The sequence below is a fragment of the Lysinibacillus sp. FSL H8-0500 genome, assembly GCF_038051955.1.
Taxonomy (GTDB): Bacteria; Bacillota; Bacilli; order Bacillales_A; family Planococcaceae; genus Lysinibacillus; species Lysinibacillus macroides.
Map to the genome: position 1 here is coordinate 2,688,230 of NZ_CP150292.1, position 16,269 is coordinate 2,704,498.

The 16,269-nt window shown below is 37.7% G+C and carries 11 protein-coding genes; 4 read left to right on the forward strand and 7 right to left on the reverse strand.

The annotated features are described in order from the left end of the window. Positions 1-47 precede the first annotated feature (47 nt). The gene (locus MHB44_RS12915) at positions 48-1,172 is read left to right on the forward strand and encodes an endospore germination permease (RefSeq protein ID WP_341299492.1); all 1,125 of its coding nucleotides are present in this window, start codon (positions 48-50) and stop codon (positions 1,170-1,172) included. Beyond that, positions 1,172-2,638, forward strand: a complete 1,467-nt coding sequence (locus tag MHB44_RS12920) for a spore germination protein (protein WP_341299493.1) — start codon at positions 1,172-1,174, stop codon at positions 2,636-2,638. Before MHB44_RS12915 ends, MHB44_RS12920 begins: the two co-directional genes overlap by 1 nt. Before the next feature lie 202 nt (positions 2,639-2,840). On the opposite strand, the gene MHB44_RS12925 is transcribed toward MHB44_RS12920, so the two are convergent. From MHB44_RS12925 to MHB44_RS12935, 3 genes are all read right to left on the reverse strand, one after another. Then, entirely contained in the window at positions 2,841-4,529 is a 1,689-nt protein-coding gene (locus MHB44_RS12925) for a methyl-accepting chemotaxis protein (protein ID WP_341299494.1), read from the reverse strand. Between the two features lie 370 nt (positions 4,530-4,899). Then, positions 4,900-5,574: a tetratricopeptide repeat protein gene (locus MHB44_RS12930; protein ID WP_341299495.1), complete on the reverse strand. Its 675-nt coding sequence runs from the start codon at positions 5,572-5,574 to the stop codon at positions 4,900-4,902. A 673-nt stretch (positions 5,575-6,247) separates the two neighbouring features. Then, entirely contained in the window at positions 6,248-7,999 is a 1,752-nt protein-coding gene (locus MHB44_RS12935) for an ABC transporter ATP-binding protein (protein WP_341299496.1), read from the reverse strand. 393 nt (positions 8,000-8,392) lie between these two features. Here MHB44_RS12935 and MHB44_RS12940 point away from each other — a divergent pair, with 393 nt between their 5' ends. After that, a complete protein-coding gene (locus tag MHB44_RS12940; RefSeq protein ID WP_053994576.1) occupies positions 8,393-9,154 on the forward strand; it encodes a TerC family protein in 762 nt (253 codons plus the stop codon). Between the two features lie 195 nt (positions 9,155-9,349). Beyond that, on the forward strand, positions 9,350-9,859 hold the full coding sequence (locus tag MHB44_RS12945; RefSeq protein WP_341299497.1) for a ferritin: 510 nt from the start codon (positions 9,350-9,352) through the stop codon (positions 9,857-9,859). 122 nt (positions 9,860-9,981) lie between these two features. On the opposite strand, the gene MHB44_RS12950 is transcribed toward MHB44_RS12945, so the two are convergent. The 4 genes from MHB44_RS12950 to MHB44_RS12965 all read right to left on the reverse strand — a co-directional run bounded on the left by MHB44_RS12950 (position 9,982) and on the right by MHB44_RS12965 (position 15,667). Continuing rightward, positions 9,982-10,794: an RtcB family protein gene (locus MHB44_RS12950; RefSeq protein WP_341299498.1), complete on the reverse strand. Its 813-nt coding sequence runs from the start codon at positions 10,792-10,794 to the stop codon at positions 9,982-9,984. A gap of 74 nt (positions 10,795-10,868) precedes the next feature. Then, complete coding sequence (locus tag MHB44_RS12955; RefSeq protein WP_341299499.1) at positions 10,869-12,683, reverse strand: reverse transcriptase domain-containing protein; 1,815 nt, start codon at positions 12,681-12,683, stop codon at positions 10,869-10,871. Between the two features lie 558 nt (positions 12,684-13,241). Continuing rightward, complete coding sequence (locus MHB44_RS12960; protein ID WP_341299500.1) at positions 13,242-13,718, reverse strand: RtcB family protein; 477 nt, start codon at positions 13,716-13,718, stop codon at positions 13,242-13,244. Positions 13,719-13,819: 101 nt separating this feature from the next. Beyond that, positions 13,820-15,667: a GTP-binding protein gene (locus tag MHB44_RS12965; protein WP_053994573.1), complete on the reverse strand. Its 1,848-nt coding sequence runs from the start codon at positions 15,665-15,667 to the stop codon at positions 13,820-13,822. Between the last annotated feature and the right edge of the window lie 602 nt (positions 15,668-16,269).

The window sequence follows — 16,269 nt, forward strand, 5'->3', positions numbered from 1 at the left end:
TTTTGTCTAAGCTAATATGTATCAATCAATGTTAGAGGGTTTTCATCATGAAAGATGTAGGATCAATCGGTATTTTACATGTTATCTTCTTATCAATGACTGTTATTGGCTTAAAAAACCATGTAACCATTCTTCCTCCACTACTGGATACAGCCCAACGAGATGGCTGGCTATCTGTGCTGTTTGCGGCAGTCATTCTGTTCTTTTGGCTATTTCTATTAGTGTATGTTCAAAAAAAAACACAGCAGAAGCCTATAGGGGATTGGTTACATCAAAAAATTGGAAAAATCGGCGCTACTATTGTGATTTACACAATCGCCATTTATTTAATTATTGTAACTGCTTTTACAATGGTTGAAACGTTACAGTGGGTCAACACAACCTTTTTACCACAGACGCCTGTCATTATCCTATTATTTATTTATACCATCCTTTGTATCTTACTTGTAACAACAAGCTTACAAACCATGGTTATTTTAAATGTTTTTGTGCTCTTTGGCGTGGTAGTCTTTGGTTTTTTTGTAGCCTTTACCAATATACAAGTCAAAAACTATGATTTATTACGACCCTTTTTTGAGCATGGTTTCGAGCCTGTCATAAAGGGCATGATCTTTCCAGCATCGGGATTTATTGAGCTATTCATCCTCTTATTTTTACAGCATCAATATAAGGAACGTATTCGCTGGTATCACTTTGCTATTATGCTATTTATTCTAACGGGACTTACATTAGGGCCATTAATTGGCGCTATTACAGAATTCGGTCCAGTAGAAGCAGCTAAACAACGATACCCTGCCTATGAAGAATGGGGATTGGTGACAATTGGGCGCTATATTGAACATCTTGACTTTTTCTCGATTTATCAATGGCTCACAGGAACCTTTATTCGTGTTAGTTTCTTGCTTTATATCGTCGCAGATTTATTAAAAATGACGGGCAATCCTAAGCGTATATGGAACATGCTTGCACCGCCCTTCTTTATTATTTGTTTGCCATTAATTATGTTAAATGAAAATTTATTTTTAAAGATAAAGGGAAACTATATCTTAACAACTACGTTTATTTTTTTCTTTGCACTTTCTATTTTTTTCGTGATTATTGCTTCCTTGTCGGATAAATCTTCTCAAAAGGGGAAAACTGAAAAACAAGACATGGAAAGCGGTGAGTCATAATGCCTCAGCAAGAGCAGGCGCTAGAGCTTCATACGTTAAAAAAATTATTTCAAAAATCAGCAGATATTCAATTTCAGGAATATACCTTTCATCAACAAAAGGTACACTTTATTACCTGTGATGCGATGATTGATCAGCAAATGCTGAACGAAGTTATTATGCAACGTATTCAGTATTTCTATGATCATTTAGAAGAGATTCCCTTTGAAGAAAATATTACGCGTCATCTTCATCTACCTAGTCTCAAAAAAGTACAGGACAAAGAACAGCTTATTACATTGGTCTATAGTGGTTTTTTGCTGCTCTATTTTGATAAAGACAAGCTGTTATACGCGTGTGATATTGCGAAAAAACCAAATCGCCAGCCTGAAGAAACACGCATGGAGGTAATTGTTAAAGGACCACGAGATAATTTTATTGAAGATATTCGTGTCAATATTGCTCTGCTACGTAAACGATTACCAACCAATTCTTTTTGCGTGGAAAAAATGGAGATTGGCAAACGCTCCAAAACAACGGTGGCGATTCTTTATTTTGATGATATTGTCGATATGGATATTTTACACGGCATAAAAAAGCAATTAGCAGCGATTGATACAGATATTATTTTTAGTGGCGATTTATTGATGGAGCGTGTCAATAAAAATTCCAAGCTATTTCCAAAATTTGATTACACGGGACGGCCTGATTATGCGGTGCAGGCATTAGCAAGAGGCAGATTTATTATTTTTGTGGATGGTGTGGCCTATGGCGTTGTTACACCTGTGAATTTATTTTTATTACTGAAATCTGCTGAGGATAATGAGTATCCCATTGTCTTTAGCTCATTAGAACGATTATTAAGGATTTTCGGGATTCTGATTGGGTTACTACTTCCTGCCTTTTGGCTTGCCTTAACAACCTATCATCAAAACCAATTACCGCTACAGCTACTAGCAACAGTTGTACAAGCGAAGGCAGGATTACCGCTTCCCTCTTCACTGGAAATGCTGCTGATGCTACTCATGTTTGAGCTATTTCGTGAGGCAGGCTTACGTCTACCCTCTGTTATCGGGGGCACAATTAGTGTTGTAGGAGGATTAATTATAGGAGATGCAGCGATTCGCGCAGGTGTAACAAGCCCAGAAATGATTGTGATCATCGCTATTTCTACAATTGCTTCCTTTACATTAGTGAATCAGTCCCTTGTTACATCCATTAGTATATTGCGTGTCGCCTTTATTTTAGCAAGTGCCTTTTTAGGGTTATTTGGCTTTTTTGTGTCGTTATACCTCACATTTTTATACTTGTGCAATATTCGAATTTACGGTTATTCTTACATGAATTTAGCGACAGATCTAAATTGGATGACCATAAAAAAATCTATTTTCCGTCTATCTCCCAAAGGCTACTCAGAGCGTAATAAAGCACTTGCACCTCAAGATTTTACACGAACATCCAAAATTCCTAATCAAAAAGAACAATAAAGTGAGCCTTCAATCAGCGCGAGTTTTCGCATATCTCCTGCTGATTGGACGTTGCATCAACCTTTGTTTATACAGGCTGTAAGATCCCACTTAAACATAATGTATTAGCTTATGTTGTACAGTGAGGGTCTTACAGTCTGTTATTATGGAAAAAAACCACCAGCATCCCTTTTAGAGAATGCTAGCGGTTTACAGTGATAAATTATACTTTAAACTTCCGTGCTTCTTCCTGTAATTCCTGAGCGTTTTCGCTTAACGCTGTCGCCACATTTGTCACTTCATTCATCGTTGCAGACTGCTCCTCCATTGCGGCTGCCACCGTATCAATATTGCTTGTGATATTTTTCGCGCCTGTGGCAATCTCTGTGACAGAGGCTGACACTTGTTCCGCACTGGCAGAAAGCTCCTCAGCCGTTGCCGAAACCTCTTGAATTTGATGGGTCATTTCACCAACTGCTCCCACAATTGTTGCAAAGGACTCGCCAGCCTTGGTGATCACCACTACCCCATCCTGTACAGACGCCAGTGAATTGGTCATAGCACGTTCGACATTTTCCGTATCCTGCTGAATTTCTGTTGTAAGCATTGTAATACTATTTGCAGATGCCTTGGATTCCTCTGCCAGCTTACGCACCTCATCTGCCACGACGGCAAAGCCTTTCCCATGCTCCCCTGCACGCGCTGCTTCAATCGCTGCATTTAATGCTAACAAGTTGGTTTGTTCAGTTATATCCGTAATCACCTTCGTAATATTGCCAATTTCCTCTGTTTGCTTTGCCAGCTTTTGCACCAGCTCATTGACGGTAGAGGTTGACTCATTAATCGTATCCATTTGCTTTTTGGCATCCGCAATAATTTCTGTACCATTTGTTGCTGTCTCACTCGCATAAAGGGAAGAGGTGTGAAGCTGCTGGGAAGCCTCGGCAATACGCTGGATACCGTGTGCTGTCTCCTCCATTGCAACCGCACTTTCATTTGCTGCACCGGACGCTAGTTGTGAGCTTTCTGCCGTTTCTGTTGCCTGCCTTGTCACATCCTCGGTTGTCGCTGTCATTTCCTCGGCACTTGCAGAAAGCTCCTCGGCAGATGCACTTAATCGTTCCGCATTGGTTTGGATATGTATAATCAAATTACTTAAATTATTTTTCATCTCGTTAAACACAGTACCTAATTGACCAATTTCATCATTGGAAATTATTGTCATATCCTCTTTTGATAAATCACCATTACGAATAACCATTGCAACATCTATCATGCCTAATAACGGCTTTGTGATGGCACGGCGTACATAAATCATTAAACCAATCGCAATTACTATAGTGATTACTAAAATAGCAATAGATATTGTTCGTGCATTGATAATGGCAGAGAAGGTTGAATTCTCAATATCTTCCATTTGTGCCGTTTGATAGTCTTTCATCTGTGCGGCTATATCAAATAGTTCTACATTAGCCTGTGAAATGGTTGTATTCAGTATGGAGGTTGCTTGTGCAATATTATCATTCTCCGTAGCTGCTATGAGTTTTGGCATTTCTGTATTGAATTGGTTATTAGCGTCATTTACTTGGGACCATAATTCCTTCATTTCCTGAGCCTTTAAATAACCCTCTAATGTAACAATGGTATCGTCTAGCTGCTTTGCAGTGTTTAAAAGCTGCTCTTTATTTTCAGATGATGGATTCAAAATCATTGCACGAATAAATACTTCTTGTGTAGCAATGGTAAAGCGGAGTTCTTCTATAAGGAGAAGCTGTTCTAAACGAGAATCCATCGCTTCTTTTGTTCGTTTGTCAATCGTATTTAAGTTGAAGATACTACTACCAATGGAAGCAGCTAATAAAAAAATAAAGGTAATAAAAGACAGGTTTAATTTTTTTCCTACGCTCATCATCAACACCCTTTTGTTGTATAGTTTTAGGATCGTTATTGTTAATTAAGCATCTGTGTTGATTGTATGTATTCTATTGAGGCTATGCTTGATTTGTTTTTGCTATAAGATAGTGATTTACCTTTTTACACTTTAGAGGATTTTTATACCATAAAGGTATACTATTTAAATGAAGTTATTCAGGATAAGGATAGTATCTTTTGAAGTTTATAGCTACAAATCACCTTGCTTTCTTGTAAATCTGTTAAATTATAAAACAAATATAAAATATTTTCAATTTAAATAATACTTAAATTTGTCTAAATCACCTATTGATGGAACCTCGAATAAGTGGCTTTATTCGAAGCTCTATTCAATATTCAGAAGAGTGAGCCTATAAACCTCTCACTAAATATTTCCCCCACTCTCTCATCGCTACCTTCTCTCCTGCCTCAGCCGCTCGCTTTAGCCAGTATTCACCATCCTCCACATGCTGCTCCATATGTTCACCTTTAATCAGGTAGATGCCTAATAGTCTCATGGCTACAAGTTCGTTTAATTCCTCAGCGGCTAGGCGAAGCCAGTTAACGCCCTCTTCTATATTTTGCCCTAAGCTATCCCCATGGATTAAACGATAGCCTAAAATTCTTGTCGCCACACTATCGCGACGATCAACTGCTAATCGTAGCCACTTTTCCCCCTCCGCTGAATTTTTTCCTAGTATTTCGCCATCAAGTAAACGAATCGCTAGATCAACCATCGCCCACAAGTTACCAAGCTCTGCAGATCGCCGTAGCCAGTACTCACCCTCCACAATATTTGGCGGTAAGCCAGTTCCTGTTAAAAAACTATAGGCTAATTCATTCATGGCTCCTGTATCCCCTAAATCAGCAGCTGCTTTTAGCCATTTTATGCCTTCCTGGGCCTTATTTTTTTCCTTTTCTTCAATAAAATCAATGACATTTGATGTTTGTTCTGTAGTCGTCTGTTCCTCTTGCTCGAATCCTAGTGATTTAGAAAGCTGATTGAATAACGAGAATTTTTTCTTTTTATCATTATCTTCATGCAATGGTAAACCCTCCAGTCTGTTTTAATATCGTTTTAGCCCTGTATATTAATAGCTCAGGATACTAAAAATATATTTTCTTTGCAAAAATTTAACTCCTTTTATAAATGAAACAAATACTAGCCTGTCTAAAATCCTTTGATTAAATAGTTTTCGGCTATAAAAATTTCCTTCATTATTAGTAAAATTTTATTATTTTTATTTTAATACCTTTTTGTGAGGTATTTTAAACAATTAGGTAGCACCCTAAAAAAATAGCATCCCCTCAACGATATGTAAGAGAATGCTATTTTTTATCATTTTCCGATAGAACATCTCCACTTTAAGGAATGTGAAGGGGATACCCTGTGAGTAAATGGGAGATAATGTCGGTAGGCGTTAGCCTAAATTGTCACACAATTAGAACGTATGTGCTCTAATGAACCTGTACAGATTGCTCTTTGAAAACTGAGGATAGGAGGTTATAACAAGAAAGTTCGTCTGTTATATAAAATCTTTAACGTTCTATCGCTCTGTCTAGCCGAAAAGCGAAAACCAAGCAGTACGCTAGACAGCGGAGTCCAACGTACAATCATTGCAAGTTTTTCACCGTAGGGAATACAGGTAGAGCCTGCTACTATAACTAGACGTTGGTCTGGTGTTCGCAGGAATCCCACATTTCTATAAGTGGGGGAGTTCAAGTTAGCTCAACAAAATCTTTTGGTACGGATTGTTCCTTACGAAATTGAATATGGTGAAGCTTGGCAAAGATACCATTTTGCGCAACAAGCTCGTCATATGTGCCATCTTCCTCAATGCCATTCGGTGTTACTACAAGTACACGGTCTGCATTGCGAATTGTCGCTAAACGGTGTGCAATCACAAGCGTTGTACGATTTTCCGCTAGCTCTGTTAAGGATTGCTGAATAATCATTTCTGTCTCCGTATCTAGTGCAGAGGTTGCTTCATCTAAAATTAAGATCGGTGGATTTTTCAGGAACATACGGGCAATCGCTAGTCGTTGTTTTTGACCACCTGATAATTTTAAGCCACGTTCACCAATTTGCGTCTCATAGCCATCTGGTAGCTCTGCAATAAATGCCTCTAAATGAGCCTTTTTCGCTGCCTCTCGAATTTCTTCCTCACTTGCACCTAGCTTGCCATATGCAATGTTTTCACGAATTGTGCCAGTAAACAAAAAGACATCTTGCTGCACAATACCAATTTGAGCGCGCAGTGAAGCCTGGGTCATATTGCGTATATCGATTCCATCAATCGTAATTGCACCTTTTGTCACTTCATAGAATCTCGGAATTAACGAACAGATAGTCGTTTTACCCGCTCCCGATGGCCCTACAAAGGCAATGGTTTGCCCTGCTCGAATATCAAATGAAATATCCTGTAAAACTTGCTTCGACGTATCATAATTAAAATCCACTTGGTTAAATGAAATATTACCATCTAAATGCTTGATTGCCTTTGCATTCTTACGATCTTGAATTTCTGGCGTCTGCTCAATTAATTCACGGAAACGCTTAAAGCCAGCCATCCCCTTCGGATAAAGCTCTAATAAGGCACTAATTTTATCAATTGGTTTAATGAGTACATTGGTATACAATACAAAGCTGACAAGCTCTCCATAAGAAAGTTTGCCATTGAAGCTGAGCCAAGCACCAACAACGAGCACCACTAATGTTAACAGACGTGTCATCATATAAATGCTGGAATGCGTGCCTGCCATAATTTTATAGGCATATAATTTAGCTGCACGGAAAAAGCCGTTTTGCTCTTTAAAGCGGTTAATTTCAAACGCTTCATTCGTAAAGGATTTCACAACGCGTGCACCTGATACACTATCTTCCACACGGCCATTGACATCCGCAATTTTGCCATACATCGTTTTCCAGGCATTATTCATTTTTATATTACTAAATGTTACAAGCCATGTTAAAAACGGCACCATAATTACCGCAATTAGTGCGAGTGTTGGGTTGACATTAAACATAATTGCAAAAGCTCCAATAAAGGTCATAATGGCAATAAACAAATCCTCAGGTCCATGATGGGCAAACTCCCCTATATCAAATAAATCATTGGTAATACGACTCATAATATGACCTGTCTTCGTATTATCAAAGAAACGGAATGATTGCCTTTGCACATGTGTAAATAATTCTTGCCGCATATCGGTCTCAATATTGATGCCTAGTTTATGGCCTAAATAGTTGACGATAAAGTTCAAGAGTGTACTAATAGCATAAACAAGCAGCAATAATAGACTGACTTTGACAATCATACTCCAATCACCTGTTGGCAATAGCTTATCAATAAACCATTGTACAGCTAATGGAAATGCAAGCTCTAAAATAGCGACAATAATGGCACTTGAAAAATCAATGATAAATAATCGCTTATGAGGCTTATAGTAGGAAAAAAATTTTCTATACATGCTTGTCTCCCTTCTAGTTGTAAAAATTTCACCTGTTGTTAATAGTATCATTTCTACAATTGTAATGGAAAATATTTTTTCTATAACGGTATATTTTTATTTACATATTCTCTGCTATATGTTATTATCTAACTAAGAATTGAATAGCTTTTGACTTTATTGTCAAGGGGGAGTAGCTAGCAGATGCGAACGAAGCATCTGGTTTCACATTCGTCATTACATGGTTTAATACCATCGGGTGTGATAGCATTTTTTGTATAACAAGTTATACATTGCTTAGCAAGACCTTTGCCTATTTTTTAGGCAGGGGTCTTTTTCTTTTGCTTAAAATAGGTAAAAATAGGTTAGAAGCACATCATTCATTTCTGTTCAATGAATAAAGGAGGAACGATTTTGGAAGCAATTTTATTAGAATACGCATGGGTACTTGTCGTATTAATCGTACTAGAAGGGTTATTGGCGGCAGATAATGCTGTTGTTATGGCGGTTATGGTGAAGCATTTACCAAAAGTTCAACAACAAAAAGCATTATTATATGGCTTAGCTGGGGCATTTATTTTCCGCTTTATTGCCTTATTCTTAATCACAACCCTTGTGAACTTTTGGCAAATCCAAGCGGTTGGTGCCATTTATCTACTATTTATATCCATTAAGCATATTTATGAATCCTGGAAAGCATCATCCGATGATTCAGAGGAACTGAAGGAGCCTAAAAAGCAATCTGGCTTTTGGATGACGGTTGTAAAGGTTGAGCTTGCGGATATCGCGTTTGCGGTGGATTCGATTTTAGCAGCCGTAGCGATTGCTGTAACACTTCCGCATATCGGTGATTTTGATATTGGCGGCATTAACGCAGGTCCATTTGCTGTTATGTTCTTGGGCGGTATTATTGGCGTGATTATGATGCGATTTGCTGCTCGTTGGTTTGTCACTGTTCTTGAAAGATTTCCTTCTCTTGAAACAGCTGCCTTTCTGATCGTAGGTTGGGTTGGTGTAAAATTAGCTGTTTTAACATTAGGACATGAAAAATTAGAACTGATTCCACATGAGTTTCCACATTCTACATTGTGGAAAGCTACCTTCTGGATCGTCTTAATCGCCATTGCACTTGGTGGCTACTTAATCGGTCTTAAAAATCAGAAAAAACAAGCATAATGTCGAAAAAAATCGCCTCAACAACAGTTGAAGCGATTTTTTCTTTTTATCAGAAAGTGCGCGAATTTTCTAATTGATAACGGATATCAATTAACTTTTGCATGTTTTGCTCTTAATTTTAAAATTTTTGTCCATTGCGATAGCTACACTGTATACTAGAGCTGTAGGCATTTACTTCAAAGGGAGGAAACTTATATGTTATCTGAAAAATTACACACAGCACTAAATGAACAAATGAATTTTGAATTTTACTCTGCGCATGCTTATATGGCAATGGCAGCCTATTGTACAGATCAAGATTATGATGGCTTTGCTAATTTCTTTTTAGTACAAGCTGAGGAAGAACGTTTCCATGCAATGAAATTTTATAATTTTTTAAGCGATATGGGCTACCGTGCAACAATCCATGGCTTTGATAGCCCAGGCAACCATTTTGAATCCATTTTAGATGCCTTCAAAACAGCTCTTTCACATGAAAAAGAAGTAACACGTCGTATTTACAATCTATCTGATATTGCCTTAGATGAGCGTGAGCACGCAACAATGGCCTTTTTAAAATGGTTTATCGATGAGCAAGTGGAAGAAGAATCGACATTTGATACATTAATTCATAAAATTGAGCGTATTGAAAGTGACTCCAATGCTGTCTTTATGTTGGATGCAGAATTAGCAAACCGCACATTCTCACCAGAAGCAGAAGCTTAAACTTTATGAACAATAAAGCCGCTTTACATTTTGCAAATAAGCATAAAATATATGTTGATCTGCACAAGTAAAGCGGTTTTTTGCCTAAAAAATCAACGCTTCTTTTCGTTTTTAATAACTATCTAGCCTTTTCTTTGATAGGGTTTTACAGTTTCACTTGCTTTAAAGTTATAGACTGGCTTAATCACTTTGACAATATCGACTGTGTCACCAATAACAGAGGTAATTTCCGCCATTGGTTTATAGGCCATTGGTGCCTCATCTAATGTTTCCTCATTGACGGATGTTGTCCAAATGCCCTGCATGGTTTCTTTAAAATCGTCCATATTTAAGGCTTTTTTGGCAGCGCGACGTGAAAACATACGCCCTGCTCCATGCGGCGCTGAATAATTCCACTCTGCATTGCCTTTTCCTATGCAAATCAGTGACCCATCCCGCATATTCATTGGAATCACCAGCTTTTCTCCTCGATTGGCACGAACAGCGCCCTTCCGCAATGTCATTGTTTCCGTATCAATATAGTTATGAATCGTATCAAATGTCTCCGTAAACTGCCACCCCATATGCCCAGCAATCGTTTTAGCGATTGTCCAACGATTCATGCGTGCATACTGCTGGGCAATCTTCATATCGTGAATATAATCATGGAAAAGATCACCCTCTAAATAAGCTAAATCCTTTGGAATCACAGGATTTTGCACTTTATAGCTTTGAATCATGCTCTGAATTTCTTGGGCTCGCCCTTGCTGCTTCAGCTCCGCTATTTTTTCCGTTAAATCTTGGCGGCTTAAATTTTCATAGGCTCTTTTTTGATGCCAATTGGCTACCTTTGCCCCTACATAGCGCGAGCCTGTGTGAATAAGCAAATAATAGCGATCCGCTTCATCCTTTGCGAGCTCGTGAGGTGGGCTACCGACGCCTTGCTGTGTTTCCACAGTAGGTTTTCAGTAGCCTCCTCCCAAACCGTACGTACACATCTCTGTGTATACGGCTTTCCATTTACAAATATCTATCCATGAGGGTGTGCAATGTTGTTATGACAATCATGGCACAGCACTAAGGTCTTTCTATTTCGAGCAATCATCATTTTCTCCCATAATTCTTTTCCTTTTAGATCTTTTAATCTATGAACATGATGAATCTCAAATGGTACATCCTCTTTCCCACACCCTTCACATTTTCTAGTGCTAATTCTTCTCTCTAACTCAGTAGTGGATAAACTAAACATCTGCGTATTTGGAATAACATTAGGGTCATCCTTCCTAATTGTCTTATCTCTGACGAAACCTTTGTTATAAAAATAACAGAAAGATTCACCTTTTTTAGTTTTGTATTTAATCCCCCAATGTTTCCCCTTTCTTAGTTTATTAATCATTTTGCGAACACTCGATTGGTGTTTTCCAGCCAAAGTTTTCAAACAACTATATTCCATCACATATCTTAACTGCCACATTTTATGAGTGACATTTTCAGCTAGTCGATAGTAATTATACATACCTCGAATTTCAGCATTGTAAATATTAACGATTTCAAGGTCGCTAAGTCTTAGATACTGATTTCTATGAATCGGTTTCCAAACTTTTGCGTTAATGTCCTCGACTAAATTATTTTCAGATATGAAATTTCTTAGTGTTTCCTTAGGCATCATCAGACGAATGTTTCTTCTTGCATTTCTGATTGCTACACCTTTCGAGTTCTTATAGGTTTTATCATTATTACCTACGCAAATGTTGTAACTTAGAAATTTAGCATTTTGGCTACTGTGAGTAATTAGCGTTTTTTCATCGGAAAGTTCTAACTTTAGATGGGTATCAAGAAAATCTTTAATTGTCTGCTTAATCTTCTGGCAATCTTCCTTACTTCCATTAATGCCAATGATAAAGTCATCAGCATATCTAACGTATTTGATACGCTTGAATTCAGTTGAATCAATAATATATCTAGTATTAGACATTTGTTGTTTAATCAACTTGTATTCTTGAAGTAATTTCTGTTTGTCAGCTTCAATTTCGCAGAGTTTAATTTTCTTTTTTAATGCTCCTGCCTTAAACTCAAGATTTCTATAGACTGGATTTCGTTTTTGGTCTTTCTTTCTGTCACCTTTATCAAAGTCCTTCTTTAATTCTTCCACAACATATTTATCAAGTTCATTTAGATAAATATTTGCTAGAATTGGACTTATAATGCCGCCTTGAGGTGTTCCACTATAAGTCTTGTTAAATTTGAAGTCTTCAACGTAACCTGCTCGAAGAAATTTCCACATTAATCTGATGAATTTTTCATCTTTAATAGTTTTACGCAAAAGGTTAATGAGTACGTTGTGGTCGATATTATCAAAGAAACCTTTAATATCTCCCTCAATAAACCAATTTACCCCTGTATAAAGTCTCGAAATCTCCATTAGAGCAGTATGGCAACTTTTATTTGGTCGAAACCCATGAGAGTGTTCAGAGAAATTCGGCTCGTATATTGCCTCTAAAATCATTCTACAAATTTCTTGGACAACCCTATCCATAAACGATGGTATTCCTAACGGTCGTTTCTTACTATTTTTCTTAGGAATGTATACCCTTTTTGCAGGTTTTGGTTGGTAACTCTCATCTTTTAGAGAATCAATAATCTTATTGATTCGTAATTCATTGAATCCATCAGCAGTTTCACCATCTATCCCACTCGTAGAACTTCCATCATTTTTGTAAATGTTGGAGTAAGCCTTGATATACATTTGTGGGTTATATAGTATCCTATATAACCTATCGAAATAGTAATCTCCTTTAATCGCCTTCTTCGATAGATTGATTAAGACTACATTAGAATTTTGCAAGAGCCTTTCGCTCCTTTCTGCATAGTGTTAATCCTTGTAAACTGTTCCCCTTCGCCATGTAGTAGGCTTTCCCCACCTCGGACTACTACGAGAACTCCGTTACCATGTGGAGTATTCAGAGCCGATGCTCATAGCCATTTGGCATCTCCATTTAGGTAATCCCCAGTTAGCACAATAAGTATAGGTAGATTGTTGTCGGATAGTTCTTTCACGTTTTCATTACATCTGTAACTGCGTAAACTCTATAGCGAAAACCATCGTATATTAATTTATTGATTTAACTACGACACCTTTAGAATATTCATCGATTAATCTAAAGTAGAGTTTATGTTAGGTTTCAGTTGGTTTTCCTAACAGTGAACCATAGCACCGCTCACGCTCGAACTTCAAACAGTATAGTCTTTATCCTCATACAATCCTTTATGTCTCGATACACAGTCGCAATCTTACCAACTGATTGACTTGTACCTTTACAGCCATGCTACACTCCCTGTTCACTTTCGATTCCAGATAAGGCTGTTGACATTACCCCAGTTTTCTTAGGGCATCGTTACCTAATTACGCAATACTTACTGCCCATCTTGGGCGCAAAATAAAATGATTACCTCCACCAAGCGTTCCTAAGGATAAATTTGTATAATCATCCTTTAAGCCAGTCGCTCGAAATTGCTTGCTGTCAAATTCCAAAAAATGACGTGTTGGCGATACATCTTGGTGAATATCCTGCCCGCTTGGGATATAGGTTCGAATGATTGTATCAAGCTTTGCATAATCAACCATTGATGCATCTATCTCCGCGACAAATACACCGCAGCCTACATCAACACCTACAAGATTTGGTACAACACAATCCTGCAACTGAATCGTCGTACCAATTACACAGCCTTTTCCTGCATGATAATCAGGCATAATTCGTATTGTTGTGCCTGCCATAAAGGGCTGATTGATCAATTCTTGAATTTGGTCGATAGCTGTTTGTAATGCCGTTTGTGCATAAATTTTAGCGCCTGTATAGCGTCCAGTCATTTCAATCATTTAAATACCTCCTTTCTTTCTATACGAAAAACATCCCTATTTGTTTCATTTATAAAAAACGCTCTACAAGCCTATATACTTGTAGAACGTTTAGTGCAGATCTATTCTTCATATTGTATCGTTAATTTATTAGGGATTTCTGGTATATCATTGGATTTCACATCTTCTTCCTTTAAGTTCAATATATACAGTGGATATTTGTCTTGCACAACAAAAGGAATGGCCACATTTTCCGTATTCTTAACCTGACTTCGTGCCAGTAATCCATTGTAGGATAGATCAATGTCTAAAATGGCCTGCATCGTATCTTCAAGCATGTTAAGATCTTTGGCTTTTAGAGGAAGTTGCTCACTCATTAAAAATGGCTGCAAATGATCTTTCATATAGCCCTGAGCTTCCATCAAGCATGAAAATTCATTTAATTTATCCGTATAGAGCTTTAATTGACGCCTCTCTTTTGCACGCTGCTGGTTTAATTTTTGTGCTTTATGCTCAACATGTGCCAAACGCGCTCTTACTAACTCCATTAAGTGCTGCTGGATATCCTGCATAATTTGCAGTACGGAGGTCTCAGCTTGCTGGATTTTATCATATTGGGCAACACAAATAACCTGTTGCTCATTTAACTTATTCACACGTTCCTTGAAAAATTCATTTTGGGTATGCTGACCAAAAATCGCCTTCATAAGCCCCTTTCCATGAATTTTTTTATGCTGTACATCTAAACGCTCATATTCGTGTATATATTCACTATGCATATTGCGGTATTCTCGTAGCATTTGCTGATAGTGTACAGCAATTTCTGTAAATTCTTCGACCTTTTCATCCTGTAAATAATCATGCTGTGCAATCGTTTGTAAGAGCTGATACAGTGTTTGAACCTTTTTGAAGGTATTGGCTACCTGCTCATATTCTTGCTCATATTCCTGAACAATCGCTAAATCACGTTGATAGCGAGAAAATTCATATTGTGTATCACCTGTATACCTTTCAATATGCTCAGCAGCTGATTGGAATGGATCACGCTGTGGAATAACCGTTAATTCAAAGCGGAATCGTTCCAGCCATTGCAAAAAGCGAATTAAAATAGCATAGGTTTTTTTATCACTATTTTTAGCAACACGGTGAATCTCATTAATTAAATAGTCGTACTGGCTTTTTTGCCAAAGCTCTTGATTATTCGTTTGCTTAGCCTCCAAGGCATTTCTGGCAGAAACCGCAAGAAAATTACTCATTAAATGACCGATTCGTTGCTGCTCTGCTTTCATAAAGGCATCAGCATCGTCAACGGCATCAATACCATTAATCACGCATAAAGGTTCAACCCCTTTGTTTTTTAACGACTCTATCAATAACAGCTCCGCATCAATCGCCATAGAACCGGCACGTAAAGTCCAAAAGATTTCATCCACACGCTTGAGCAATGCCTCCGAAAAATAGGCCATTTCTCCTCCCCCTGCCTCTAATGAAACAGAGTCAATAATCGTCACCGATTTTAATAGATCATTTTTCACATAGACTTCCAGATAGTCTAAATGTTCACGTAAAATTTGAGAGGCGAATGTATCGCCAGTCGTTAACAACTCTAATTTGCTCATATCAAAGGTAGCCACAACCCCATCTAAAAAATACGCTTTAATCTCCTCATGTTCGCCATATCTTATAAATGTATTGACACCTGTTGGATGTTGATCACTTACGAATAACACCTCACGGCCAAGAAGCCCATTTACAAGTGTTGTCTTTCCCACTCGCTCCTTTCCAACAATAAGAATCATCGTCTGGTTATTTGCATCCCGAATAATGCGATCTAAATGTTTCACAGTATCTTTCACATATGTATTTTGGACAATGATGCTATATAGTTGTCGTAGCTGATCAACAAGTTGCGGCAACGTATTATTCGCTGAGGTTGTAGCTTCGTTTGGCGTATTATTATTATTCGTCATCCTCAATACCTCTTTTCATATGTATCTATAATTTCATTATAAATGAAACTATTGCTTTTCTAATACATCAATCATTGAAAAAAGGACAATATACTTAGACGTTTCGTTCATAAATAGGAATTCGTTCTCACTCTACTCTAACGCCTATTCGTTGGATGATTTATTACTCAGACTAAAAGAAATAGCTACCTTGCCCATCATTACCGTAAAATCGAAAAAATTATTAAATTTGATAATAGAGCCTTCTTAACCAGATGACCTTTCTCCTAGGAAATAGGGTGTTATCCCTCTCTATTTACGCTGGCCTTGTTCCTCAATTCTGGTCATCCCCTCTATTTGTCACTTCCAAAAATATCAAAAATAAAAGAACCTCTCCCCAATTGCAGGGAAGAAGATTCTCTTTAAATGCTGCAAGCCCATTCATCTGTTAAAGCAGGCAGGTCATCCTCTTTATATATGATCGGGATTCATTTTAATCCTTCTAATGATCAGCTCCATTTCCTCTCTTACCTGTGCAATCGCTATAGTTCCTTCTATTGTTTCACTCTTTCTTTAACATCTTCTACATCGCCAATCCGCACGCACAACCAGTATATTTATTT

Excerpts from the sequence above, each read along its gene's own strand:
- MHB44_RS12920 (WP_341299493.1), top strand. The coding sequence starts at position 1,172 with ATGCCTCAGCAAGAGCAGGCGCTAGAGCTTCATACGTTAAAAAAATTA.
- MHB44_RS12965 (WP_053994573.1), bottom strand. The coding sequence starts at position 15,667 with ATGACGAATAATAATAATACGCCAAACGAAGCTACAACCTCAGCGAAT.
- MHB44_RS12945 (WP_341299497.1), top strand. The coding sequence starts at position 9,350 with ATGTTATCTGAAAAATTACACACAGCACTAAATGAACAAATGAATTTT.
- MHB44_RS12925 (WP_341299494.1), bottom strand. The coding sequence starts at position 4,529 with ATGATGAGCGTAGGAAAAAAATTAAACCTGTCTTTTATTACCTTTATT.
- MHB44_RS12915 (WP_341299492.1), top strand. The coding sequence starts at position 48 with ATGAAAGATGTAGGATCAATCGGTATTTTACATGTTATCTTCTTATCA.
- MHB44_RS12960 (WP_341299500.1), bottom strand. The coding sequence starts at position 13,718 with ATGATTGAAATGACTGGACGCTATACAGGCGCTAAAATTTATGCACAA.
- MHB44_RS12935 (WP_341299496.1), bottom strand. The coding sequence starts at position 7,999 with ATGTATAGAAAATTTTTTTCCTACTATAAGCCTCATAAGCGATTATTT.